The sequence below is a fragment of the Massilia oculi genome, from assembly GCF_003143515.1.
GTDB lineage: Bacteria > Pseudomonadota > Gammaproteobacteria > Burkholderiales > Burkholderiaceae_D > Telluria > Telluria oculi.
Window position 1 is genome coordinate 203,355 of record NZ_CP029343.1, and the last position, 22,106, is coordinate 225,460.

Annotated in this window: 23 protein-coding genes and 2 pseudogenes; 7 read left to right on the forward strand and 18 right to left on the reverse strand. The window is 65.1% G+C overall.

Features of this window, described 5'->3' with window-relative positions; all coding sequences use genetic code 11:
• Positions 1-26: 26 nt before the first annotated feature.
• Together xylB and DIR46_RS00875 are read right to left on the reverse strand one after the other, a co-directional pair.
• Positions 27-818 (reverse strand): D-xylose 1-dehydrogenase, encoded by a 792-nt coding sequence (gene xylB / locus DIR46_RS00870; protein ID WP_109343558.1) that lies wholly within the window; start codon positions 816-818, stop codon positions 27-29.
• 180 nt (positions 819-998) lie between these two features.
• Positions 999-2,102, reverse strand: coding sequence for a LacI family DNA-binding transcriptional regulator (locus DIR46_RS00875; RefSeq protein WP_109343559.1), 1,104 nt, complete (start codon positions 2,100-2,102; stop codon positions 999-1,001).
• 438 nt (positions 2,103-2,540) lie between these two features.
• Between DIR46_RS00875 and DIR46_RS00880 the strand changes: the two genes are divergently transcribed.
• The gene (locus DIR46_RS00880; protein WP_109343560.1) at positions 2,541-4,529 is read left to right on the forward strand and encodes a peptidase U32 family protein; all 1,989 of its coding nucleotides are present in this window, start codon (positions 2,541-2,543) and stop codon (positions 4,527-4,529) included.
• A 167-nt stretch (positions 4,530-4,696) separates the two neighbouring features.
• Positions 4,697-5,434 carry an SDR family oxidoreductase gene (locus DIR46_RS00885; protein WP_109343561.1) on the forward strand — a complete coding sequence of 246 codons (738 nt, stop codon included), beginning with the start codon at positions 4,697-4,699 and terminating at the stop codon, positions 5,432-5,434.
• Positions 5,435-5,446: 12 nt separating this feature from the next.
• Here the strand turns inward: DIR46_RS00885 and DIR46_RS00890 are convergent.
• The 8 genes and pseudogenes from DIR46_RS00890 to DIR46_RS00925 form a co-directional block, all read right to left on the reverse strand.
• Positions 5,447-6,144: pseudogene (locus DIR46_RS00890) on the reverse strand (glutathione binding-like protein).
• Positions 6,145-6,250: 106 nt separating this feature from the next.
• Positions 6,251-6,849 (reverse strand): annotated as a pseudogene (wrbA, locus tag DIR46_RS00895) (NAD(P)H:quinone oxidoreductase).
• 122 nt (positions 6,850-6,971) lie between these two features.
• Positions 6,972-7,871: a lipid A hydroxylase LpxO gene (gene lpxO, locus DIR46_RS00900; RefSeq protein WP_109343562.1), complete on the reverse strand. Its 900-nt coding sequence runs from the start codon at positions 7,869-7,871 to the stop codon at positions 6,972-6,974.
• Between the two features lie 179 nt (positions 7,872-8,050).
• Complete coding sequence (locus DIR46_RS00905; protein WP_109343563.1) at positions 8,051-8,278, reverse strand: DUF6139 family protein; 228 nt, start codon at positions 8,276-8,278, stop codon at positions 8,051-8,053.
• Between the two features lie 121 nt (positions 8,279-8,399).
• Positions 8,400-8,600, reverse strand: a complete 201-nt coding sequence (locus DIR46_RS00910; RefSeq protein ID WP_109343564.1) for a hypothetical protein — start codon at positions 8,598-8,600, stop codon at positions 8,400-8,402.
• A gap of 146 nt (positions 8,601-8,746) precedes the next feature.
• Entirely contained in the window at positions 8,747-9,685 is a 939-nt protein-coding gene (locus DIR46_RS00915) for a class I SAM-dependent methyltransferase (RefSeq protein ID WP_109343565.1), read from the reverse strand.
• A gap of 127 nt (positions 9,686-9,812) precedes the next feature.
• Complete coding sequence (locus DIR46_RS00920) at positions 9,813-10,475, reverse strand: ankyrin repeat domain-containing protein (RefSeq protein ID WP_109343566.1); 663 nt, start codon at positions 10,473-10,475, stop codon at positions 9,813-9,815.
• A 3-nt stretch (positions 10,476-10,478) separates the two neighbouring features.
• Positions 10,479-11,261: a TatD family hydrolase gene (locus DIR46_RS00925; RefSeq protein ID WP_109343567.1), complete on the reverse strand. Its 783-nt coding sequence runs from the start codon at positions 11,259-11,261 to the stop codon at positions 10,479-10,481.
• 266 nt (positions 11,262-11,527) lie between these two features.
• On the opposite strand from DIR46_RS00925, the gene DIR46_RS00930 reads away from it, so the two are divergent.
• Positions 11,528-12,025, forward strand: a complete 498-nt coding sequence (locus DIR46_RS00930) for a hypothetical protein (RefSeq protein WP_109343568.1) — start codon at positions 11,528-11,530, stop codon at positions 12,023-12,025.
• An 85-nt stretch (positions 12,026-12,110) separates the two neighbouring features.
• Here the strand turns inward: DIR46_RS00930 and DIR46_RS00935 are convergent, their stop codons facing one another.
• Genes DIR46_RS00935 through mltG form a run of 5 tightly spaced genes read right to left on the reverse strand, consistent with a single transcriptional unit; the run spans position 12,111 to position 15,701 of the window.
• Entirely contained in the window at positions 12,111-12,632 is a 522-nt protein-coding gene (locus DIR46_RS00935; protein WP_109343569.1) for a GNAT family N-acetyltransferase, read from the reverse strand.
• 16 nt (positions 12,633-12,648) lie between these two features.
• Entirely contained in the window at positions 12,649-13,026 is a 378-nt protein-coding gene (locus DIR46_RS00940; RefSeq protein WP_071362970.1) for a PilZ domain-containing protein, read from the reverse strand.
• 10 nt (positions 13,027-13,036) lie between these two features.
• Positions 13,037-14,053: a DNA polymerase III subunit delta' gene (locus DIR46_RS00945; RefSeq protein WP_205289126.1), complete on the reverse strand. Its 1,017-nt coding sequence runs from the start codon at positions 14,051-14,053 to the stop codon at positions 13,037-13,039.
• A gap of 2 nt (positions 14,054-14,055) precedes the next feature.
• Complete coding sequence (gene tmk / locus DIR46_RS00950) at positions 14,056-14,664, reverse strand: dTMP kinase (protein WP_109343571.1); 609 nt, start codon at positions 14,662-14,664, stop codon at positions 14,056-14,058.
• A gap of 17 nt (positions 14,665-14,681) precedes the next feature.
• Positions 14,682-15,701 (reverse strand): endolytic transglycosylase MltG, encoded by a 1,020-nt coding sequence (gene mltG, locus DIR46_RS00955; RefSeq protein ID WP_109343572.1) that lies wholly within the window; start codon positions 15,699-15,701, stop codon positions 14,682-14,684.
• A 125-nt stretch (positions 15,702-15,826) separates the two neighbouring features.
• Between mltG and ygfZ the strand changes: the two genes are divergently transcribed.
• The 3 genes from ygfZ to DIR46_RS00970 are packed head-to-tail and all read left to right on the forward strand — an operon-like array spanning position 15,827 to position 17,930.
• Positions 15,827-16,885, forward strand: coding sequence for a CAF17-like 4Fe-4S cluster assembly/insertion protein YgfZ (ygfZ, locus tag DIR46_RS00960; protein WP_109343573.1), 1,059 nt, complete (start codon positions 15,827-15,829; stop codon positions 16,883-16,885).
• A gap of 2 nt (positions 16,886-16,887) precedes the next feature.
• Complete coding sequence (locus DIR46_RS00965) at positions 16,888-17,178, forward strand: DUF4936 family protein (protein ID WP_109343574.1); 291 nt, start codon at positions 16,888-16,890, stop codon at positions 17,176-17,178.
• Entirely contained in the window at positions 17,169-17,930 is a 762-nt protein-coding gene (locus DIR46_RS00970) for an NRDE family protein (RefSeq protein ID WP_109343575.1), read from the forward strand. Before DIR46_RS00965 ends, DIR46_RS00970 begins: the two co-directional genes overlap by 10 nt.
• Positions 17,931-18,001: 71 nt before the next feature.
• Here DIR46_RS00970 and DIR46_RS00975 read toward each other — a convergent pair whose 3' ends face one another.
• Genes DIR46_RS00975 through DIR46_RS00985 form a run of 3 tightly spaced genes read right to left on the reverse strand, consistent with a single transcriptional unit; the run spans position 18,002 to position 20,038 of the window.
• Entirely contained in the window at positions 18,002-18,907 is a 906-nt protein-coding gene (locus DIR46_RS00975) for an SDR family oxidoreductase (protein ID WP_109343576.1), read from the reverse strand.
• 16 nt (positions 18,908-18,923) lie between these two features.
• Positions 18,924-19,706, reverse strand: a complete 783-nt coding sequence (locus tag DIR46_RS00980) for an SDR family oxidoreductase (protein ID WP_109343577.1) — start codon at positions 19,704-19,706, stop codon at positions 18,924-18,926.
• Between the two features lie 29 nt (positions 19,707-19,735).
• Positions 19,736-20,038, reverse strand: coding sequence for a Dabb family protein (locus DIR46_RS00985; RefSeq protein WP_109343578.1), 303 nt, complete (start codon positions 20,036-20,038; stop codon positions 19,736-19,738).
• Positions 20,039-20,350: 312 nt separating this feature from the next.
• Here DIR46_RS00985 and DIR46_RS00990 point away from each other — a divergent pair, with 312 nt between their 5' ends.
• The gene (locus DIR46_RS00990) at positions 20,351-22,051 is read left to right on the forward strand and encodes an MFS transporter (RefSeq protein WP_109343579.1); all 1,701 of its coding nucleotides are present in this window, start codon (positions 20,351-20,353) and stop codon (positions 22,049-22,051) included.
• Positions 22,052-22,106: the final 55 nt, after the last annotated feature.

Here is a 22,106-nt window from a genome sequence, read left to right on the forward strand (position 1 = left end):
TGCGCCGTATTGGCATTCCATTCGCGTCACGCGCCGTACCAGCCGGCGTCGACGAAGTATTCGCGGCCGCTGCAGCGGCGCGCATTGTTCGAAGCGAGGAACAGCGACAGCGCCGCCACGTCCTGCATCTCGACCCGGGCCGGCAGGCATTGGCCGGCGAGGATGCGGTTTTCTTCTTCTGGCGTGTGCCACAACGCTTCCTGGCGCGGGGTGCGCACGGCGCCAGGCACGACGGTGTTGACGCGGATATGGTCAGGCCCGAGGTCGCGCGCCAGCGCGCGGCTCAGGCCCTCGATTGCGGCCTTGGCCGTCATGTACAGCGCCAGCTCGGTGTGCGGCAGGTGCCAGGAAATCGAACCGAAATTGAGGATCACGCCGCCCTGCTGGCGCCGCATCGAACCGACTGCCGCCTGGGCGCAGAAGAACTGGTGGCGCAGGTTGACCGCCATCCGGTTTTCCCAGTATGCCGGCGTCACGGCCTCGATGTGGTGGCGATCGTCGTTGGCGGCGTTATTGAGAAGGATGTCGATGCCACCCAGCTCCCGCTCGATGGCGGCGAAGCGCGCGGCCAGCGCATCGAGATCGGTCAGGTCGCAGTGCAGGAAGCGCGGCGCGTGCGGCGCCGCCCGGAGCGCCGCGGCCAGCGCCTGGCCCGCGGCATCCGCGATGTCGAGGAACCAGACGCGCGCGCCCTGGCCGGCGAAGGCCCGGACCAGTTCACTGCCGATCCCCGAGCCGCCTCCGGTGATCACGACCCGCTTGTCGCGCAGGTCCGGATAGGTCGCGTAGCCCAGCGTCGGGGCGGCGGCTGCCGTCATGGTCGTCTCCAGATTATTCTGAGTATTATGCTGCGCAGAACAGCCCTTCACAGGACTGTTAGCGCAATCATCCCAGTCTAAAACGCGCCTTCGACGGTTGTCAACGAATTATTGAAATGGATTTCATAGCGACCGGATTTGCCCGACGCGTACGCCGTTCGGCGTACGCTGGGACGGCCATCAGCGCGCTTTCGCCACCGACGGCAGGCGCGCCGGCGGGCGGATGCGCGGCGCTGCATCGGACTGGCGCCGCACCAGTTCGAAGTCCATGCGGGTCTGTTCCGGCTCGGCCGCCTCGTCTTCGCGCAGTGCGCGTACGCGCCGCACCAGCGCCTGCACCGCCTCGCGTGCCATCCCGGCGATCGGCTGGCGCACGGTGGTCAGTTCCGGCCAGATCGTGGTGGCCAGTGCGGTATCGTCGAAACCGGTGACGGTCAAGTCGCCCGGCACGTCCAGGCCCAGGCGGTGCGCGACCGCCACCGTGGCGGCCGCCATATCGTCGTTGCTGGCGAAGATCGCCGTCGGCCGATCCTGCAGGCCCAGCAGCTGCTCGGCCGCGTCCAGGCCGGAGCGGTAGGTGAACATGCCCTGCACCACCAGCTCCTCGGAGGCATCGGCGCCCTTCTCCGCGATCGCCGCGCGGTAGCCGTCCAGGCGGCGCGCGCTGGCCGTCTGGTTCGGATGGCCGACGATGAAGCCGATGCGCTGGTGGCCCAGCGCGATCAGGTGCCGCGCCATGTAGCGGGCCGCTTCGTAGTCGTCGATGCTGACGGCGCCGACGCTCGGCGCCGGCGAGCCGCAGGCCACGACCACCGCCGGAATCCCGGCTTTCGCCACGCAGTCGAGCACGGCCACGCTGTCGCACAGCGGCGGCGGCAGGATCACGCCGTCGAGGCCATTATTGATCAGGCGCTGGGTATGCTCGATCTCGTGGTTGCCGGCCTCGCACTTCTCGACGAACAACTGGACGTTGTTGAGGCCGGACTGGTTGAGCAGGCCGACGAGGAATTCGCTCAGGTAGGCGGCGCTCGGATTGCTGTACAGGAAACCGACGCGTATCGGTTTGGAGCCGGCCAGGTTGCGCGCTTCCTGGTTCGGCGTGTAGTTGAGCGCCGCGACCGCCTCGGCCACCTTGCGCCGCGTGCTTTCACGCACCAGGCTCTTGCCGTTCATGACCCGCGACACGGTCATCGCGGAGACGCCGGCGAGCCTGGCCACGTCCACCATGGTGGGCTTGCCCTGCTCCATCGATTCGCGAACGGCCTCGATGCTGGTTTTGTTCATGGCGGTGAATTTCTTTAGAAGTTAGTAATGTTCGCCGATGTTAGCATGATTACGGTTTTGCCATCGGGATCGCTTCCGATTTTGCGGGTAAGGTTTGATTCTCGGGCGAAACATGAGAAAGCGTCCTGGCGTTTGCGCTAACATGCGCGCCGCGACGTCATGATATCCCCAGCCGCGCTGCGCCGCGAGCGCCTCGCGGCGGCTGCCCGCCCGTGTTACACATGACGCGCGGTCGTGCCCGGCGGGCTCGCCGGACTGTGGCTGATCCGCCCATCGGCCAGCCTTTCAAATCCGGCGCCGATGCAGGTTTGCCCCAGCCAGGCGGCGTTCGCTCGAATGCCGAGCTGATATCGTTCCATGCTGACAAGACGCCACGCCGGGCATGACGCGCGGGCGCCATCTCGCTATAATCTCGTCCTTCGCCCCAAAGGAAAACCCATGTCCCTGCTTGCCCACGAGCTCGAATTGCTTTCGCCCGCCAAGACCGCCGAGATCGGCCGCGAAGCGATCCTCCACGGCGCCGACGCCGTGTACATCGGCGGACCGGCCTTCGGGGCGCGCCACAACGCCAGCAATCCGCTGGAGGACATCGCCGCGCTGGTCCAGTTCGCCCACGGCTACCGTGCGCGCATCTTCGTGACCATGAACACGATCATGCACGACAGCGAACTCGATCTGGCGCGCAAGCAGATCTGGCAGCTGTACGAGGCCGGCGTCGATGCGCTGATCATCCAGGACCTGGGCCTGCTCGAACTCGACCTGCCGCCGATCCAGCTGCACGCCAGCACCCAGTGCGACATCCGCGGCGCGGAGAAGGCGAAATTCCTGGGCGACGTCGGCTTTTCCCAGCTGGTGCTGGCGCGCGAGCTCACGGTCGACCAGATCCGCAAGATCCACGCCGCCACCGACACGCCGCTCGAATACTTCGTGCACGGCGCGCTGTGCGTGGCCTACTCGGGCCAGTGCTATATCTCGCACGCCGACACCGGCCGCTCTGCCAACCGCGGCGACTGCTCGCAAGCCTGCCGCCTGCCCTACACCCTCTCCGACGGCCAGGGCCGCGTGGTCGCCTACGACAAGCACCTGCTGTCGATGAAGGACAACGACCAGAGCCGCAACCTGGAAGCGCTGGTCGATGCCGGCATCCGCTCGTTCAAGATCGAGGGCCGCTACAAGGACATGGGGTACGTGAAGAACATCACCGCCCACTACCGCCTGCTGCTGGACGAGCTGCTCGAGCGCCGTCCCAAATTCGCGCGCGCCGCCAGCGGCCGCACCCGCGTGATGTTCACCCCCGACGTCGACAAGAACTTCCACCGCGGCCATACCGAATACTTCGCCCAGGGCCGCCTGCCGGACATCGGCGCCTTCGATTCGCCGAAATACGTCGGGGTGGAACTGGGCATCGTGGCGCGCCTGAACGGCGACAGCTTCGACATCGTCACCAATGCGCCGATGGCCAATGGCGACGGCCTGAACTACATGAACAAGCGCGCCACCTGCGGCATCCAGGCCAACCGCGCGGAGAAGCTGGGCGAAGAGCCGGACGGCCAGCGCTGGCGCGTGTTCCCGAACGAGCCGATGCCGAGCCTGGCCGGCCTGAAGGTGGGCACCGTCATCCACCGCAACCGCGACCACCAGTGGGAAGCCACGCTCAGCAAGAAGTCGTCCGAGCGCAAGGTGGCGGTCGACCTCATCCTGAGCGAAGTGGCGGGCGGCCTGCGCCTGGACATCGTCGACGAGGATGGCATCGCGTCGGGCGCCGAGGCCATGCTCGCGCTGCAGCCGGCCCAGCAGGCGGCCCAGGCCGAGGCGGGGCTGCGCGCCAGCCTGGCGAAGCTGGGCAACACGATGTTCGAAGCCGGCCACGTCGCGCTGCAACTCAGTCAACCGTGGTTCGTGCCGAGCGCCGCCATCAACGCCCTGCGCCGCGACGCCATCGCGGCGCACGAGGCGGCGCGCCTCGCGGCCTGGGAGCGCCCGCAGCGCAAGGCATCGGTGGAACCGCCGCCCGTCTACCCTGACACCCAGCTCAGCTACCTGGCCAACGTCTACAACGAAAAGGCGCGCGCCTTCTACCACAAGCACGGCGTGCAGCTGATCGACGCGGCGTATGAAGCGCACGAGGAAGCCGGCGAAGTGTCCTTGATGATCACCAAGCACTGCCTGCGCTTCTCGTTCAACCTGTGCCCGAAGCAGGCCAAGGGCGTGCAAGGCGTGCAGGGCCAGGTGAAGGCCGAGCCGATGACGCTGGTCAGCGGCGACGAGAAGTACACGCTGCGCTTCGATTGCAAGCCGTGCGAGATGCACGTGGTGGGCGCCATGAAGACGAACATCCTGAAGTCGCCGCCGCCATCGAATGTGGCCTATACCCCGCTGACCTTCCATCGCCAGCGCCCGCGCGACCCGGCAGGATCGAAGGCGTAAGCGGGATTTGTCCGGGCGGCGTTGCACGCTGCCTCTGTCAACGGCGCCTGCGGGCGCCGTTTTCACATCCGGACCATTGTGCAATCCGCCGCGATTTTTCGGCATGGGCGGCGCGGGCGTCCGCGTCCATACTGGCTCCACTGTCCAACCACACAACGGAGCCCACCATGAAAGACCAACTGTCCAAAGTCGTCCTGATCACCGGCGCCAGCAGCGGCATCGGCGAAGCCACCGCCCGCCATCTCGCCGCGCTCGGCCACCGCGTGGTGCTCGGCGCGCGCCGCACCGAACGCCTGGTGGCGCTGGCGGCCGATATCCGCGAAGCCGGCGGCAAGGCCGACGTCGCCCAGCTCGACGTGACGAGCCTGGAAAGCATGCGCGACTTCGTCGACTTCGCCGTCGAGCGCCACGGCCAGCTCGACGTCTTGATCAACAATGCCGGCGTGATGCCGCTGTCGAAGCTCGAGGCGCTCAAGATCGACGAATGGAACCGCATGATCGACGTGAACATCCGCGGCGTGCTGCACGGGATCGCCACCGTGCTGCCGGGCATGCAGGCGCGCCGCAGCGGCCAGTTCATCAATATCGCTTCGATCGGCGCCTATACGGTCAGCCCGACGGCGGCCGTCTACTGCGCCACCAAGTTCGCGGTGGCGGCCATCACCGAGGGCCTGCGCCAGGAAGTGGGCGGCGACATTCGCGTGACCCTGGTCTCGCCCGGCGTGGTGGAGTCGGAGCTGGCCGATTCGATCTCGGACCCGCTGGCGCGCGACACGATGCGCGAGTTCCGCAAGGGCGCGATCAAGCCGGAAGCGATTGCGCGCGCCATTGCCTTCGCCATCGAGCAGCCGGCCGACGTCGACGTCAGCGAGATCATCGTGCGGCCGACGTCCAGCCCGTACTGATCCGCCACGTCATCAGGCGGGGACCCTGAGTCCCTTCCTGACCGAGGGACGCGCCAGGAATCGCTCCAGCGCGTCCCTCACATTGCCGAAGTCCCCGGCGCCGATCAGGTCCTCCGCTTCATAGAAGTTCAGCAAGCCATTAATCCAGGGGAATACCGCGATATCGGCGATGGTGAATTCGTTGCCCGCGATCCACGTATGTTGCGCCAGCTGGGCGTCGATCACGCCAAGCAGCCTGCGCGATTCGGCCACGTAGCGGTCGCGCGGGCGCTTGTCCTCGTAGTCCTTGCCGGCGAATTTGACGAAGAAGCCGAGCTGGCCGAACATCGGCCCCACCCCGCCGATCTGGAACATCACCCACTGGATGACACGATAGCGTCCCGCCGCATCGGCCGGGATCAGCTTCCCGCTCTTCTCGGCCAGGTAGAGCAGGATCGCACCCGATTCGAACAAGGCCAGCGGCTGCCCGTCCGGGCCATCCGGGTCGAGGATGGCGGGAATCTTGTTGTTCGGGTTGAGGGACAGGAAGGCCGGTGAATTCTGCTCGTCTTTCGCGAAGTCGACCTTGTGGGCCTCGTACGGCAGCCCGATCTCTTCCAGCATGATGGGGATCTTGACGCCGTTCGGGTGGGCATCGAGTACAGCTGCAGCCGCTCGGGATGCGCGGCCGGCCATTTTTTGGTGATGGGGAAATCGGTCAGCGTGGTCATGTCGTTGGCGCCTCATCAATCGCCGCCGCGGCGGCACAGCGCCAAGATACCAAACATTCAACATGCCCGCTGCGCGCCAGCGGCGCAGCGGGCGGGTTCGCGAGGATCAGCCGAACAGCTTGCTGGCCGTCTTGGCGATGAGTTCGCCCTGGTGGCGGGCGCCGCCCAGGTCCTTCTCGCTCGGCTGCCGCTGGCCCTGGCCGCCGGCGATGGTGGTGGCGCCGTAGGGCTGCCGCCGACGATCTCGTCCAGGGTCATCTGTTCCTGGTAGCTGTAGGGCAGCCCGACGATGGTCATGCCGAAGTGCAGCAGGTTGGTGATGATCGAGAACAGCGTCGCTTCCTGGCCGCCGTGCTGGGTGGCGGTGGAGGTGAAGGCGCCACCCACCTTGCCGTTCAGGGCGCCGCGCGCCCACAGGCTGCCGGTCTGGTCGAGGAAGGCCGCCATCTGGCCCGGCATGCGGCCATAGCGGGTCGGCGCGCCGACGATGATGGCGTCGTAGTGCTCCAGGTCGGCCACTGTGGCGACCGGCGCGGGCTGATCGAGCTTGAAATGGGCGCCCTTGGCGACGTCGTCGGGGACGGTTTCGGGAACGCGCTTGACGTCGACCGTCGCGCCCGTGCTGCGCGCGCCCTCGGCGACGGCGTTCGCCATCGTCTCGATGTGGCCATACGACGAGTAATACAGAACCAGTACTTTTGCCATCGACTTCCTCCATGTGTGGGATTCAGGACGGCCATTGTAGCGACAATGGCCGAATGTCCGTTTTCCGGAACACAGGGATTGTGCAGGCGCGGCGGATCCCGCGCACTAGGGCTTAAGCAGGATCAGATCCAGTAGATGAAGGCGGCCAGCGCGATGACCAGCAGCACGCGGGTGATGTTGTAGGCAGTCTTGTTCCAGGCCTTGAAGCGGCGGCGGTACTGGCCGGCATAGAAGGAAATGCGAAACAGCTTGCTCACCAGGCCGACCTGGTCGCCGGTTTCATTCGGCGAGGCGGCGGCGGTCATGACGGTGCGGCCGAACCAGCGGTTGAAGGCCCCCATCCAGCGGTAGCGCATCGGGCGCTCGACGTCGCAGAACAGGATCACGCGATCGCTCTCGCTGCCGTTGATCGCCCAATGGATAAAGGTTTCGTCGAACACGACGCCCTGGCCGTCGCGCCAGCTGTGGCGCTCGCCGTCGACGTCGATGAAGCAGCGGTCGTCGTTCGGCGTGGCCAGGCCCAGGTGGTAACGCATCGAGCCGGCGAACGGGTCGCGGTGGGGATTGAGCTTGCCGCCCGGCGGCAGCTCGGCGAACATCGCGGCCTTGACCGAGGGGATCGATTGCAGCAGTGCATAGGTTTGCGGGCACAGGCGCTCGGCCGACGGATGGCTGGCGTCGTACCACTTGAGGTAGAAGCGCTTCCAGCCGTTCTTGAAAAAGGAATTGAAGCCGGCATCGTCGTTCTGTTCGGCGGCCTTGATCTTCTTGAGCGCGAGCAGGTTCTCGGCTTCGGCGCGGATGATCGGCCAGTTCTCCTGCAGGCGCGCCAGTTCGGGGAACTCGCTCACCGGGATGAAGGGCGTGTTCGGCACCTTCGAGAACTTGTGCATGAAAATATTGATCGGCGCCATGAACGACGAATGGTCGAAGATCTGGCGACGCAGCGGCAGGCGCACCCGCCCGCGAAAATGGATGTGCAGGATAGACAGAATATAGAAACCCACCACGACCCACTTCATCACATCCTCCATCGCAGCCATAGGAGTGGCTGGCCTTCTTGATCAAGGACGCAGGATACCACATCGGCTACCGGGCCGTGGAGGCCCCGCCGACTCGCTGAAGAGGGAGGATGGGGCCGGCAGATGGGCCGAATGACCCTACCGCCGGCACTGGCGGTGGCGACACCGCCGGGAAAATGTCAGTGCAGCACCGACGTCATCGCATACCCTTTTTCGGCGATCTGGCCGTTGAGGTTATCGATGTCGAAATCCTCGATCTGGTCGGCGTTGTCGTCGACCTCGAAGGCACGGGCTTCGATCTCCCAATCGGTATTGGTGGCTTCTTCGGGGATGTTCTTGGCTTCCGGCACGGCCAGGTACGAGAACTTGCCGTCGTGTTCGGCTCTGCGGTAAATATCCAGGCGCATAGTCATTTTCCTCTATTCAATGCGCGCTTTCCGGATGAAAGCACGCAGCTCCACAGTAGAAGATCGAGTGGCCATAGTCTGTTATCTGCCGAACATTCTGCCGAAGGCTTGGGCAAGCTCGTCAGCGCGCCGGATTGTAGCCGAGCACGCGCGCGGGCAGCATGACGATCGCGCGCAGCAGGCTGAACACGGCATCGACACCGATGCCAAGCAGACGGAACGGCAGCAACAGCAGCCACACCACAGGATACAGCACCAGGGCAAGCAGCGCGATTGGCCAGCAAAGGAACAGCAGCACCAACCATACCAGGAAACTCAGCATCGTCTTTCTCCATGAACAAGCGTCACGGTCAATGTATGCCGAAAGAGGTGCTGGGGCCAGCGGGGTGCGATCAACGGGGAAAACGGCGGGCCGAACGGTCGCCGGAAAGGATGAGCGGGCCGCCAGGCCCGCCCATGGTTGCCGCATCAGGCGAAGCTGGCGGCTTCCTCGACCGCCGGCGCGTGCGCCGCGGCGGCCGCCTGCTCGGTCACGACCTCGACCTGGATCGACGCCTGCAGCGACGGGATCGAGCCACCGGCGCGATAGGCGAAGGAGATGCGCAGCAGGTCGCCGGCCTTGACCTCGACCGGACGGTACAGCGGCAGGGTCATGTAGTGATTGAGCCAGTCGATCGTGGTCGCCTGCTCCTGCACGATGGCCAGCACGTTCTTGGTCACGAAACGCATCGCGTTCAGGGTGCCGCCCTGCTCCACCACCATCGAGCCTTCCCAGGCGATCAGGCTGTCGACCGGCTGGCTGAAGTCCAGGATGCCGTACACGGCGGGCTGGGCCAGCTCGACCGTGCCTGGCTGTACCACGCCGGTTTCCTGGAACTGGACGATCGGGGCGTAGAAGCCGTCGAAGTCATACGCCTGCTGGATCGGCTGGGCCGCCATGATCACCGCTTCCGGCATGAACAGCGGCAGCGGGCCGCCGAACTTGGCCAGGTAACGGCGCTTGAACGATTCGATCACCTCGACCTGCTTTTCGCGCAGCATGCCCACGTGGATCATCTCGCAGATGACGACGTCGACCGGCTCCGGCGGCAGGTAGTCGAAGGCGTCGGCGTGCACCACCTCGACCTTGTGGCCATTGGGGTTCATCGCCAGGAAGCGGCGCGCTTCCTGCACCATGTCCGGGTTGAACTCGACGCAATACACTTTCGAGGCGCTCTGGGCCGCGAAGAAGGACAGGACGCCGGTGCCGCCGCCCAGCTCCAGCACTTTCGCGCCGGGGAACACGGAATAGTGGATGGCATTCTTGAAGCTGTGCATCCGGTTCTGGTCCATCAGCATATTGTGATGGTAGTGGACTGGAATGAACTGCCCCAGGTAGCAGCTTTCGATTTCGCGTTCGTTGAGCATGGGTATCCTTGTTGGTCGGTGGTCGTTAAACCGTAGACACATTATGGATACCATTGCCTTCACGTAATTGGTCGAGCTAAGCGCGTTTTACCGTCCAATTCAGGTTCGAATTGTCACGCGGGAAGGATCAGCGGGCAGCCGCAGTGAGTTCCCTGGCCAGTTCGTCGCGTCCCGCCTGCTTGGCGATCCGGGCTGCGGTGTGGCCTTCCGTATTCTTCAGCGCGGTGTTGGCGCCGCGGGCGACCAGCAGCCGCGCCGTCGTGTCCTTCCCTTCGCGCGCCGCCATCATCAACGGCGTGAAGGCGCCGCTGGGTCGCGGCGACACGGCGTCGAGCTGGGCGCCGTGATCGATCAGCAATTGCGCGATCTTGTCGTCGCCGCTGGCGGCGGCATAGTGCAGCGCGGTCCAGCCCGGCTGGTTGACCTTGGCCCCTTTTTTCAGCAGCGCGCGGACGACCTCTTCATCGCGCTTGAAGGCGGCCATCATCAGCGCCGTATTGCCGTTGACCGCCTTGCGCTCGAGGTCGGTGCCCGGGTGGCGCAGCAGCTCGAGGATCACCTCGCGCGCGCCTTCGCGGATCGCCAGCACCAGGGCCGGCTCGCCGCCCAGGGGATTGAGCTCGTTGGCATTGACGACCGCGCCGACCATCTTGCGCACCGTACCCGCGTCATCCATCTGCACGGCGCGGAAGAAGGACGTCACCTGCTGGGGTGTTGGCGGTAGGGCCGCGTGGGCGCCGGCGACTGCGGCGAACAGCAAACTGGTGGCAAGCAAGCGGCGGATCGGCACGTGTCAGCTCCTGGCGGTCTGGAACAAGTTGAAGAAATTCTCGCTGGTGCGGTCGGCAACCTCGCGCAGCGAGACGCCCTTGAGCGTGGCGATGTACTCCGCCACGTGGGCTACATAGCCCGGCTCGTTCATCCTGCCGCGGAACGGCACCGGCGCGAGATACGGCGAATCGGTCTCGATCAGCATGCGCTCGAGCGGCACGGCTTGCGCCACCGCCTGCAGTTCCTTGGCGCTCTTGAACGTGACGATGCCCGAGAACGAGATATAGAAGCCCTGGGCCATGGCGGCTTGGGCCACGGCCAGCGATTCGGTGAAGCAGTGCATGACGCCGGCCACGCCACCGGCGTCCGTGCCGGCGCCCTCTTCCTTCATCAGGCGGATCGTGTCGTCGCTGGCGGCGCGCGTGTGGATGATCAGGGGCTTGCGGGTTTCGCGCGAGGCGCGGATGTGGACACGGAAGCGCTCGCGCTGCCATTCCAGGTCGCCTTCGAGACGGTAATAGTCCAGGCCGGTTTCGCCGATGGCGACGATCTTCGGGTGGTTGGCCAGCTCGACCAGTTGCTGCACGGTCGGCTCCGGCGTGTCTTCATAGTCGGGATGGACGCCGACCGAGGCGAAGATATGGGGATGCTGCTCGGCCAGGGCGAGCACCTGCGGGAAGTCCGGCAGGTCGACCGACACGCACAGGGCGTGCGTCACCTTGTTCTCGGCCATCCTGGCCAGGACTTCGGGCATGCGGGCTGCCAGTTCCGGGAAATTGATGTGGCAATGGGAATCGATATACATCCCGCCATTGTAAAGGCAGGCGGCGGGGAGTGCCATGCGGGCCACTTACCGGACAGAAACGTCAATCTCCCTCCGGGGTAGCGTTCGCAATGTGGCAAACCGGCGGCGCGCGCGCGCTGGAATCCGGTGGCAGACACTGAACGACGGATGCGTATCCGTGAATAAATTACAACAACGTAAAAAGATTGAATCGTGCGCGCAACAAAATTCGTCGCTTAACTTAGTATGTGCCATATCATTTTTTTAACAGCCAAGGAAATTTTGCAATGACGAGTGTTTCAATCCGCCTCCTGTCCAGCCTGGTCCTGATGGCCGCTTCGTACTCGGCCTCGGCCGGCCCGACCGTGGTCAGGGCGCTTGAAGTCAAAGGCGTATTCACTGAAAAAGTCGGTCCCGCGCCGCAATGTGCGTCCACCCTCGGCGGCAAGCTCGCTGGCCACGGTGAGACGGCCGAAGGAACGCCAGTCGCGTTCGTCGGTGGGGATTGCTTCGCCCAGTCTGGCACGACATTCACCTTCAGTAACGGCAAGTTCATCCTGCTGTTTCCGAACGGCGACCAGATCTTCGCCAACTATGGCGGCCAGTTCCTTCCTACCGGCGCAGGCACTGCCTACGTCATGAACGGCGGCACCTTCACCATCACCGGCGGCTCCGGCACCTATGCTCGCGCAACCGGCGGCGGCTATTTGAGCGGCACCGAAGACCTGTCCACCGGCGCCGGCACGATTGCGTTATCGGGTCGCGTTTCCTACAAGCCGAAGTGATTGCTGAAATAGCGCCAGGCCGCGCTGCCACGGCGTTGTAACGGCCCAAAGAAAAAAGAGCGGGATGTATCCCGCTCTTTCTACATCAGTCTCCGACGCGCTTGCCCAGAATGATCAGGTCGCGCTCGATCCCGTCGAGGTTGGCCACGCGCGGGAAATTAGCCCAGGTCTCAAAGCCATACTTGCGGAACAGCGCCAGGCTAGGCTGGTTGTGGCCAAAGATAAAGCCCAGCAAGGTATGCACCTTGACCTCGGGCGCGAACGCCATCGCGAGTTCCAGGCAGTAGCGCCCCAGACCCTTGCCACGCGCGCTTTCGGCGATATAGATCGACACCTCGGCTGTGCCCGAATAAGCCGGACGGCCATAGAAGTTCGAGTACGACAGCCAGCCCAGCACGTCGGGATGCTCGCGCTTGTCCTCGGCATCGTGGATCACCCACAGCGGACGCCGATCGGGTGTATGGTCATTGAACCAGCCCACGCGCGACTCGACCGTAATAGGTTCGGTGTCGGCAGTGACTTCGCGCGAAGCGATGGTGGAATTGTAGATGTCGACGATGACCGGCAGGTCGTCGCGTCGGGCCAGGCGATGGACGTAGGATGGCATGAAACGGAGGTGGTGGTTACAGGGTATGGGTGGCGCGCGACGACCGCAGCGCCGCGCCGAGGATCTCTTCGATCCGGGCCTTGGCGCGCTGTCCGGCCTCGTCGGCCGGGAAGTGCACGCCGATGCCTTGCGCCTTGTTGTTATTGGCGCCGCTCGGGGTGATCCAGGCCACGGTGCCGGCGATCGGGTATTTGTTCGGATCGTCCATCAGCGCCAGGATCAGGTAGATCTCGTCGCCGATCTTGTAAGGTTTGTTGGTGGGCACGAACATGCCGCCGTTCTTCAGGAACGGCATGTAGGCCGCGTACAGCGCCGCCTTTTCCTTGATCGCCAGCGACAGCACCGAAGGCCGCGGGGCCTGGGCTGCGTTCGTCTCTGGCTGGGTGACGCTCATCGTGGTCCTTTCATGTGCAGCACGCAGTGTACTCAAGCAGCATATCTTCGACAAACAATTTTGCCGACAAAGGATGATCCGCCACAGCACGGCGCTCGTTCACCGCCTTGATGACCCGTAGAAGGCCCGGCGTCTGGACGCGGCCGGCCAGCGCCGCCAGCTCCTTCCGGTAGCGCGGGTAGTAGCGGATATTGCCAGACAACTTGTACGAAAACACATCGTACAGCCAGCGCTGGGTCCACGACACCAGGGCCGGCAGCTCGGCCTTGGCCAGCTTCTCGGCGGCGCGCAGCTCAGAATCCGGCGCCGGCCGCGCCAGGAATTGCAGCAGCGCCTCCATATCGTCGCGGCTGCCGTTGGTCGACTCGGCCAGGGCCGCCAGCGGGGCGCCTCCCTGCTCGCGCAGCCAGCTGTCGGCGTCCGGCACGCCCTGCTCCTTGAGCCAGGCCAGGGCCTCGTCGTGCGACGGCGTCGGCAGCGCGAACTTGCGGCAGCGCGACAGGATCGTCGGCAACAGACGGTCGAGGCTGTTGGACGACAGCAGGAACACGGTTCCCGGCGGCGGTTCCTCCAGGGTCTTGAGCAGCGCATTCGAGGCCGGCATGTTCAACGCCTCGGCCGGATACAGCACCACTACCCGCAAGCCCTGGCGGTGGGTCGAGATGTTCATGAAGTCCGACAAGTTGCGGATCTGCTCGATCTTGATCTCTTTCGATGGCGCCTTGGCCGACTTCGACTTGCCGCCCGCCTCGCCCTCCTCGCCCTCGGCCGGCAAGTCGTCTTCGAGCGCCTCGGGCCGCACGCGGCGGTAATCCGGATGGTTGTGCTGCACGAACCAGCCGCAGGACGCGCAGGCGCCGCAGGCGTGGCCGTCGGGCTGCGGGTTCTCGCACAGCAGGGCCTGGGCGAAGGTCTCGATGAAACCGGCCTTGCCGGTGCCGGCCGGGCCATGGAACAGGATCGCGTGCGGCATGCGCGCGCGCATCTGCTGCAGCTGGGACCAGGCAGCCCCTTGCCACGGGTACATCGTCACAGCAGTTTCTCCAGAACGTGGGCCAGGCTGGCCTGGATATCGGCAATGCTCCCGGTCGAGTCGACCACGACGAAACGCCCGGGGAATTGCTCCGCGCGGCGCAGGTATTCGGCGCGGCATTTCGCGAAGAAGTCGGCCTGCTCGCGCTCGAACTTATCGAGCGTGCGCGTCGCGTCCAGGCGCTGGCGCGCCACCTCGAGCGGCACGTCGAACAGCAAGGTCAGGTCGGGTTGCAGCTCGGGATGCACCCAGGCCTCCAGCGCTTCCATCTTGGCGCGCGGCAGGCCGCGGCCGCCGCTCTGATAGGCGAAGCTGGCATCGGTGAAACGGTCGGACAGCACCCACTTGCCCGCAGCCAGATTGGGCGCGATCACTTGTGCGATGTGCTCGCGCCGGCTGGCGAACATCAGCAATGCCTCGGTTTCCAGGTGCATCTTTTCGTGCAACAGCAAGTCGCGCAGCTTTTCGCCGAGCGGGGTGCCGCCCGGTTCGCGCGACGAGACAATCTGCTTGCCGCGCGATGCCAGGTAATCGGTGACGAAGCCGATGTGGGTCGATTTGCCGGCCCCGTCGATGCCTTCGAATGTAATGAACTTGCCCTGCATGTGCTGCCTTGCTTCTGTTAGTGGGATTCGGTGAGCGGGCCGTTGGTGATGCCACGCTGGAAACGGTTGACCGCCCGGTTATGGTCCAGCAGGTTGTCCGAGAAGTGGCTGGTGCCATCGCCGCGCGCCACGAAATACAGCGCCGGGGTCTCGGCCGGCGCGAGCGCCGCGTTCAGCGACTGCAAACCGGGCAGCGCGATCGGCGTCGGCGGCAGCCCGCCGCGCGTATAGGTATTGTAAGGGGTATCGGTCAGCAGGTCCTTCTTGCGGATCTGGCCCGCATAGGCTTCGCCCATGCCGTAGATGACGGTCGGGTCGGTCTGCAGCAGCATGCCGGTGCGCAGGCGATTGACGAACACGCCGGCGATCATGTTGCGCTCGCTCTTCTGGCCCGTTTCCTTTTCGACGATCGAGGCCATGATCAGGGCCTCGTACGGCGTCTTGTACGGCAGCGCCTTGTTACGCTTTTCCCAGGCCGCATTCAGGTGATCCAGCATGGCCTGGTGCGCGCGCCGGTAGATCTCGATTTCCGACGAGCCCTTGGCGAACAGATAGGTGTCCGGGAAGAACAGGCCTTCCGGGTCCTTGAATTCGGTCGATATCTTGCCCATCAATTCCTGGTCGGTCAATTTGACCGTGTCGTGCTTGAGGCGGTCGTGCGACCCGATCGCCTGCCGCATCTGGCGGAAGGTCCAGCCTTCGATGATGACGATCGCTTCCTGCGCGAACTCGCCGCGCACCAGCTGCGTCAGCAGGCGGCGTGGACTGGTACCGGGTTTGAGTTCATAGCTGCCGGCCTTGATGCGGGCGGCGTCGCCCGTCAGGCGCGCCAGCAGTGCGAACATGGTCGGGTTGATCGGTACGCCGGCCGCCACCATCTGCTGCGCGCTCGACGCCACGCCGCTGCCGGGATTGATCGTGAATTCGATCGGCTCACCGCCGGTCGTGAGCGAGTGCTTGGCCCACCAGGAGAATCCGCCCGCGGCTGCCACCGTGACCACGACGCCGATAACGAGTAATTTTTTTATGATTGCCATGTGGTGTGTGCGGGTTCAGACACGGATGCAAATGCGGATTGCGGCGCTCCCGGCGCGATTTCCCCGACAACTCTATAATGAGGCCGTAATGATAAAGCCTAATTGCCAAAATATTTCGGAATTTCATGAGTAACTGGACTGATCACCTCGCCACGCACGGCGCCCGCTTCCATCCCGACGAAGCCACCCAGGTCGAGGACTTCGGCCAGCCCCTGGATACTGACGCGCTCGCGGCCGGTTTTGTCGCCACCGTCACCGACCAGGGCCTGATCGCCGTCGCCGGCGAAGAAGCCGCGAAATTCCTGCACGCCCAGCTCACCAACGACGTCGAGCACCTGCAGCAGACCGAGGCCCGCTTCGCTGGATTCTGCACGCCGAAAGGCCGCCTGCAGGCGAGCTTCTTGATGTGGCGCGACCTTGACGCGGTATATTTGCAGCTGCCGCGCGCGATCCAGGCGCCGCTGCAAAAACGCCTGTCGATGTTTGTGCTGCGCAGCAAAGCCAAGCTGCGCGACGCCACCGACGAAGCCCCGTTCACGGCCGTACTCGGCCTTGGCGGCGCGAAGGCGCAGGCGGCGCTGGGGCGCTTCGTCAATATGCTCCCGACTGCACCGATGGGCAAGACTAGCGGTGAGTTCGGCACCGTGCTGCGCCTGCACGACGCCTTCGGCGCGCCACGCTATCTGTGGATCGCATCGAGCGAAAGCGCCAGCGCCGCCCTGCCGGTGTTGAAGGAAGAACTGGCCCTGGGCGGCAACCAGGCCTGGCGCCTGGCCACGATCCACGCCGGCGAGCCGCAGGTGGACGCGGCCACGCAGGAACAGTTCGTGCCGCAGATGGTCAACCTCGAGCTGCTGGGCGGCGTCAATTTCAAGAAGGGCTGCTATCCGGGCCAGGAAATCGTCGCGCGCACCAAATACCTGGGCAAGATCAAGCGCCGCACCGCACTGGCCGGCATCGAGCATGCTGCCGCCCGCGCCGGCGACGAAGTCTTCTCGGCCGCGGACCCCGATCAACCCTGCGGCATGGTGGTCAACGCCGCGCCGAACGGACGCGGCGGCGCCGATGCGCTGGTCGAGATCAAACTGGCGGCGCTGGGCGAAGAAGTGCACCTGGGCTCGGCCGCCGGCGCGCCGCTGCGCTTCCTGCCCATGCCATACAGCCTCGACGCGATCGACGACTAGCGATGGTCGACCTCTACGTCTACTACAAGGTGCGCAGCGCAGACGCCGGCAAGCTGGCGCCACTGGTGCACGCCATGGGTCGCCGCCTGGCGCAGGACGCGGGCGTGCGGGTAGCGCTCAAGCGCCGTCCCGAAGACAGGGACGGACTGCAGACCTGGATGGAAGTCTATCCGGGCGTGACCGACGCTTTCGACGCCGTCCTGGCGCAGGCGGTGCTTGACGCCGGCATCGACGCCCTGCTCGCCGGTCCGCGCCGGATCGAAATTTTCACGGACTTGCCGCCATGTGCCTGATCGTCTTCGCCTGGCACGTCGTTCCCGGCGCGCCAGTCATCGCGGCAGCCAACCGCGACGAATTCTATGACCGCCCCGCCCTGCCCGCCGGCCCCTGGCCACATGCGCCGCACGTGATCGCGGGCCGCGACCTGCGCGGCGGCGGCAGCTGGATGGGCGTCTCGGTCACCGGCCCCACCGGACCGCGCTTCGCGGCGCTGACGAATATCCGCGGACCACAAGAACGCCGGACGGACGCGCCGTCGCGCGGCGCGCTCGTGGCCGACTACCTGCGCGGCGAGCTCGATGCGGCGGCCTATGTGGCCCAACTGGCGGCGCGCCCCGACCTGTACAACGGCTACAACCTGGTGCTGGGCGACCGCGAGACCCTGTACTGGTACTCGAACCGCGGCAAGGAAGATCCGCGCAATGGCCAGCCTTTGGCCCGCGGCCGCATCTACGGCATCTCCAACGGCCTGCTCGACACGCCCTGGCCCAAGGTGCTGCGTACCAAGGCGCAGTTCGCGAGCCTGCTGTGCCAGGGGGCGCCCGAGGACGCGTATTTCGAGATGCTGGCCGATACCACGCGCGCGCCGGACGTGCGGCTGCCCGAGACCGGCGTGCCGATCGAAATGGAGCGCATGCTGTCGCCGGTGTGCATCGAGTCGCCGGAATATGGCACGCGCACCTCGACCGTGGTCAAGCTGTACCGGGATGCGGCGCCGGAGCTGCACGAGCGGGTGGTGCAGCCGGGGGTCGTCGCCGCGGCGTGATTCGACGTTGCGATGACGCGGGCGAGCCTGGTTCCCGCCAAGGCGCCCGGCGAGGGCGGGAACCCGGGTACTTACCGTCGCCCCTTCATGCCGGCCTTGAGAATCTCCTTCAAATGCGGCGTCGCCGCATACGGATCCGCGGGCTGCCGTGCATGCACCAGCGCATCCATGCGCTCGGCCACCGCACCCAGCGCCTGAGGGTGCGAGAACACATAGAAACGCTCCTGGCGGATCGCGTCGAAGGTCAGTCGCGCCACGTCCGCCGCCGACACCTTGCCTGACCCGACCGCCTTTTCGGTGAGCGCCTGCGCCGCCATCTGGCTCGCGGTCATGATTTCGTCGGTGCGCAATTCGTCCGGCCGGTGGCGGTGCGATTGCGCGATCGCGGTCGGGATGAAGTACGGGCACAGCACCGAGGCGCCGATCGGCGCATCGACCAGCTTGAGGTCGTGGTACAGGGTTTCGGTCAGCGACACCACGGCATGCTTGGACACATTGTAGATGCCCAGCGCCGGCGAATTGAGCAACCCCGCCATCGAGGCGGTGTTGACGATCCAGCCGCGATAGCCCGGGTCCTGCGCCGCGCACTCGAGCATCGCGCGCGTGAACACGCGCACGCCGTGGATCACGCCCCACAGGTTGACACCCAGCACCCACTCCCAGTCTTCCTCGGAGTTCTCCCACACCAGGCCGCCTGCCCCCACGCCGGCATTGTTGAACACCAGATGCACCGCGCCGAAACGCGCCATCGCCGAATCGGCCAGTTCCTGCACGTGCTCGCCCTTGCGCACGTCACACACCATGGCCAGCACCTCGGTCTGCTTCGCCAGGTCATCCGCCGCCTTTTCGAGGGCCCTGGGCTGGACGTCGGCCAGCACCAGCTTCATGCCCAGGCTGGCGGCCAGGTTGGCGAATTCTCGCCCCATGCCGCTGGCGGCGCCCGTGATGACCGCAACCTTTCCGTGAAACTCGTCCATCGCTGCCCTCCCCAAGCTAGACCGCCGTCACCCCGCCATCCACCGCCAGCACCTGTCCGGTGATGTGCTTGCCCGCATCCGAAGCGAACAGCACCACGGCGCCTTTCAGGTCTTCGTCGTCGCCCAGCCGCTTGAGCGGCGCGGCGGCCGCCAGCCCATCGACGCCATAGGTGGCGAGCACACCCTTCGTCATCTTCGACGGGAAGAAGCCGGGCGCGATCGAGTTGACCGTGATGCCGTAGCGTCCCCACTCGCCGGCAAGCGTACGCGTGAAATTTACCACTGCGCCCTTGGACGTGTTGTACGCCAGCGTCTGCATCGCATCGGGCGGGTTGCCGGCCAGGCCGGCGATCGACGAGATATTGACGATGCGTCCGTAGCGGCGCGGGATCATCGACAGCTTGCCGACCGCCTGCGACACCAGGAAGATCGAGCGCACGTTCAGGTTCATCACCTTGTCCCATGCCTCGAGCGGATAGTCCTCGGCCGGCGCGCCCCAGGTGGCGCCCGCGTTGTTGATCAGGATGTCGACGTGCCCGAGGCGCGCGATCGCCTGTTCAACCAGCGCCTGCGCCTGGGCAGGGTCGGACAGGTCGCCCGCGAAGCAGCTCGCCTCGATGCCGAGCGCGTGCAGCTGGGCCACGGTGGCGTCGAGTTCATCCTGCTTGCGCGACGCGATGATCAGGCGCGCCCCCTGTTCGCCGAGCGCCTGCGCCATCTGCAGGCCGAGGCCGCGCGAGCCACCGGTCACGATGGCGGTCTTGCCCTTGAGTGAAAACAGCTCCTGCGTGGTGCGCATGCGCTCTCCTGGTTCGCGTGATGGAAGGCTCAGACCTCGTAGTCCATGCATTGGCGCCCTTCGCGGATCGCGCCGATGAAGGGTACGACGGCCTGGTGGGTCGGGTGCCTGATGTAAGCCTCGAGCGCGGCGCGGTCGGCGAACTCGGAATACAGCACCACGTCGCAGGTCGCCTCGAGGTCGGGCTGGGCCAGGGTCACTTCAAAAGCAAGGATGCCCGGCACGATGGCTGCGCACTCGTCCAGCCGGCGCTTCATCTCGCGCGCATTGGCGGCGCGATCCGCGCCTTCGGCCTGTTCCTTCAGTTTCCACATCACGATGTGCTTGATCATTCTGTTTCCTGTTGTATTCATGGTGGGTGATCGCCCTGCCTGCCGTCGCCGGAGAGGGAAGCCGGTCGAGCATAGCATAGCGTCAGCACGACCGTTCGCGATGACATGTCGAATTCATATCAGGGACTAACCAGGAGGATTCTTTCCTATGCACAGGGAGTAGTCCGACACGGAAAGGCGGAGCAAGCGAAGCGCCTCGTAAGCTGCGTGTAAGAATGATGCAAGATTCGCGTAAGGTTTCGGGCGCACAGTCGAGTTAGCTGACCAACAATCAGCCTTTCCGGTTACACAAAATTAATTACGGAGACACCCATGGCTATCACACCCGGCAATACTGTCGGAGGACAAGCTGCACCCACCTCCGCCGGACTCACCAAGGAAGAACGCAAGGTCATTGCCGCCTCTTCCCTCGGCACCGTTTTCGAATGGTACGACTTCTATCTCTACGGTTCGCTCGCTTCCATCATCGCCAAGCAGTTCTTCATCGGCGACCCCAGCACCACCTTCATCTTCGCCCTGCTCGCCTTCGCCGCCGGCTTCATCGTGCGCCCGTTCGGCGCGCTGGTATTCGGCCGCCTGGGCGACATGATCGGCCGCAAGTACACCTTCCTGGTGACCATCCTGCTGATGGGCGCCTCGACCTTCCTGGTCGGCATCCTGCCGAGCTACGCCCAGATCGGCATCGCGGCCCCGATCATCCTCGTCACTTTGCGCATCCTGCAGGGCCTGGCCCTGGGCGGGGAATACGGCGGCGCCGCCACCTACGTGGCCGAGCACGCGCCGCACGGCAAGCGCGGCCTGTTCACGGCCTTTATCCAGACCACGGCCACCATCGGCCTGTTCCTGTCGCTGCTGGTCATCCTGGGCACCCGCACGCTGACCGGCGAAGAGGAATTCCAGGCCTGGGGCTGGCGCATTCCCTTCCTGATCTCGGTGATCCTGCTCGGCATTTCGGTCTGGATCCGCCTGTCGATGAACGAGTCGCCCGCCTTCGCCAAGATGAAGGCCGAGGGCAAGACCTCGAAAGCGCCATTGTCCGAAGCCTTCCTCAAGCCGAAGAACGCCAAGGTCGCCTTGCTGGCCCTGCTCGGCCTGACGATGGGCCAGGCCGTGGTGTGGTATACGGGCCAGTTCTACGCCCTGTTCTTCCTGACCAAGACGCTCAAGATCGACGATCCGACCGCGAACATCCTGATCGCCATCGCCCTGCTGCTGGCGACGCCGTTCTTCATCATCTTCGGCGCGCTGTCCGACAAGATCGGCCGCAAGTGGATCATCCTGGGCGGCTGCGTGATCGCCGCGGCCACCTACTTCCCGATCTTCAAGGCCATCACGCACTACGGCAACCCGGCGCTCGAAACCGCGCTGCAGACCGCACCGGTCGTGGTCGTGGCCGATCCGGACACCTGCAGCTTCCAGATCGACGCCACCGGCACCAAGAAATTCCCGAGCTCGTGCGACATCGCCACCCGCATGCTGACCGCGGCATCGGTCAGCTATAACCGCGTCGACGCGCCGCCCGGCACGGTCGCCACGATCAAGATCGGCGAAACCGAGTTCCGCTCGTTCAACGCGGTCATGACGCCGGATAACCTCAACTTCGACAAGGCTTCGCTGGCCAGCGAAGCGGCGCTCAAGTCGGAGGTCAACGGTGCGCTGAAGGCCGCAGGCTATCCGGAAAAGGCCGATCCGACGCAGATTAACAAGCCGATGCTGGTGGTGTTGCTGTTCATCCTGGTGCTGTACGTGACCATGGTGTACGGCCCGATCGCGGCGATGCTGGTCGAGATGTTCCCGACCCGGATCCGCTATACCTCGATGTCGCTGCCCTATCACATCGGGAATGGCTGGTTCGGCGGGCTGCTGCCGACGACCGCCTTCGCGCTGGTGGCGTTCAAGGGCGATATCTATTATGGCCTGTGGTATCCGATCATCATCGCGCTCACCACCTTCGTGATCGGCGCCTTGTTCGTGCGGGAGACCAAGGACAATAATATCTACGCGAACGACTGAGGCAGCTGGTGCTCGACGAAAAATGCCGCTGGCCAGCCTGCGGCATTTTTTTCGA

Bases quoted from the DNA above. Each gene is read 5' to 3' on its own strand.
- DIR46_RS00970 (WP_109343575.1), top strand. From the start codon at position 17,169: ATGTGCCTGATCGTCTTCGCCTGGCACGTCGTTCCCGGCGCGCCAGTC.
- DIR46_RS00990 (WP_109343579.1), top strand. From the start codon at position 20,351: ATGGCTATCACACCCGGCAATACTGTCGGAGGACAAGCTGCACCCACC.
- DIR46_RS00945 (WP_205289126.1), bottom strand. From the start codon at position 14,053: ATGTACCCGTGGCAAGGGGCTGCCTGGTCCCAGCTGCAGCAGATGCGC.
- lpxO (WP_109343562.1), bottom strand. From the start codon at position 7,871: ATGAAGTGGGTCGTGGTGGGTTTCTATATTCTGTCTATCCTGCACATC.
- DIR46_RS00975 (WP_109343576.1), bottom strand. From the start codon at position 18,907: ATGGACGAGTTTCACGGAAAGGTTGCGGTCATCACGGGCGCCGCCAGC.
- ygfZ (WP_109343573.1), top strand. From the start codon at position 15,827: ATGAGTAACTGGACTGATCACCTCGCCACGCACGGCGCCCGCTTCCAT.
- DIR46_RS00930 (WP_109343568.1), top strand. From the start codon at position 11,528: ATGACGAGTGTTTCAATCCGCCTCCTGTCCAGCCTGGTCCTGATGGCC.
- xylB (WP_109343558.1), bottom strand. From the start codon at position 818: ATGACGGCAGCCGCCGCCCCGACGCTGGGCTACGCGACCTATCCGGAC.
- DIR46_RS00915 (WP_109343565.1), bottom strand. From the start codon at position 9,685: ATGCTCAACGAACGCGAAATCGAAAGCTGCTACCTGGGGCAGTTCATT.
- DIR46_RS00925 (WP_109343567.1), bottom strand. From the start codon at position 11,261: ATGTATATCGATTCCCATTGCCACATCAATTTCCCGGAACTGGCAGCC.
- DIR46_RS00875 (WP_109343559.1), bottom strand. From the start codon at position 2,102: ATGAACAAAACCAGCATCGAGGCCGTTCGCGAATCGATGGAGCAGGGC.
- DIR46_RS00880 (WP_109343560.1), top strand. From the start codon at position 2,541: ATGTCCCTGCTTGCCCACGAGCTCGAATTGCTTTCGCCCGCCAAGACC.
- DIR46_RS00965 (WP_109343574.1), top strand. From the start codon at position 16,888: ATGGTCGACCTCTACGTCTACTACAAGGTGCGCAGCGCAGACGCCGGC.
- DIR46_RS00985 (WP_109343578.1), bottom strand. From the start codon at position 20,038: ATGATCAAGCACATCGTGATGTGGAAACTGAAGGAACAGGCCGAAGGC.
- DIR46_RS00980 (WP_109343577.1), bottom strand. From the start codon at position 19,706: ATGCGCACCACGCAGGAGCTGTTTTCACTCAAGGGCAAGACCGCCATC.
- DIR46_RS00910 (WP_109343564.1), bottom strand. From the start codon at position 8,600: ATGCTGAGTTTCCTGGTATGGTTGGTGCTGCTGTTCCTTTGCTGGCCA.
- DIR46_RS00905 (WP_109343563.1), bottom strand. From the start codon at position 8,278: ATGCGCCTGGATATTTACCGCAGAGCCGAACACGACGGCAAGTTCTCG.
- DIR46_RS00885 (WP_109343561.1), top strand. From the start codon at position 4,697: ATGAAAGACCAACTGTCCAAAGTCGTCCTGATCACCGGCGCCAGCAGC.
- mltG (WP_109343572.1), bottom strand. From the start codon at position 15,701: ATGGCAATCATAAAAAAATTACTCGTTATCGGCGTCGTGGTCACGGTG.
- tmk (WP_109343571.1), bottom strand. From the start codon at position 14,664: ATGCAGGGCAAGTTCATTACATTCGAAGGCATCGACGGGGCCGGCAAA.
- DIR46_RS00935 (WP_109343569.1), bottom strand. From the start codon at position 12,632: ATGCCATCCTACGTCCATCGCCTGGCCCGACGCGACGACCTGCCGGTC.
- DIR46_RS00940 (WP_071362970.1), bottom strand. From the start codon at position 13,026: ATGAGCGTCACCCAGCCAGAGACGAACGCAGCCCAGGCCCCGCGGCCT.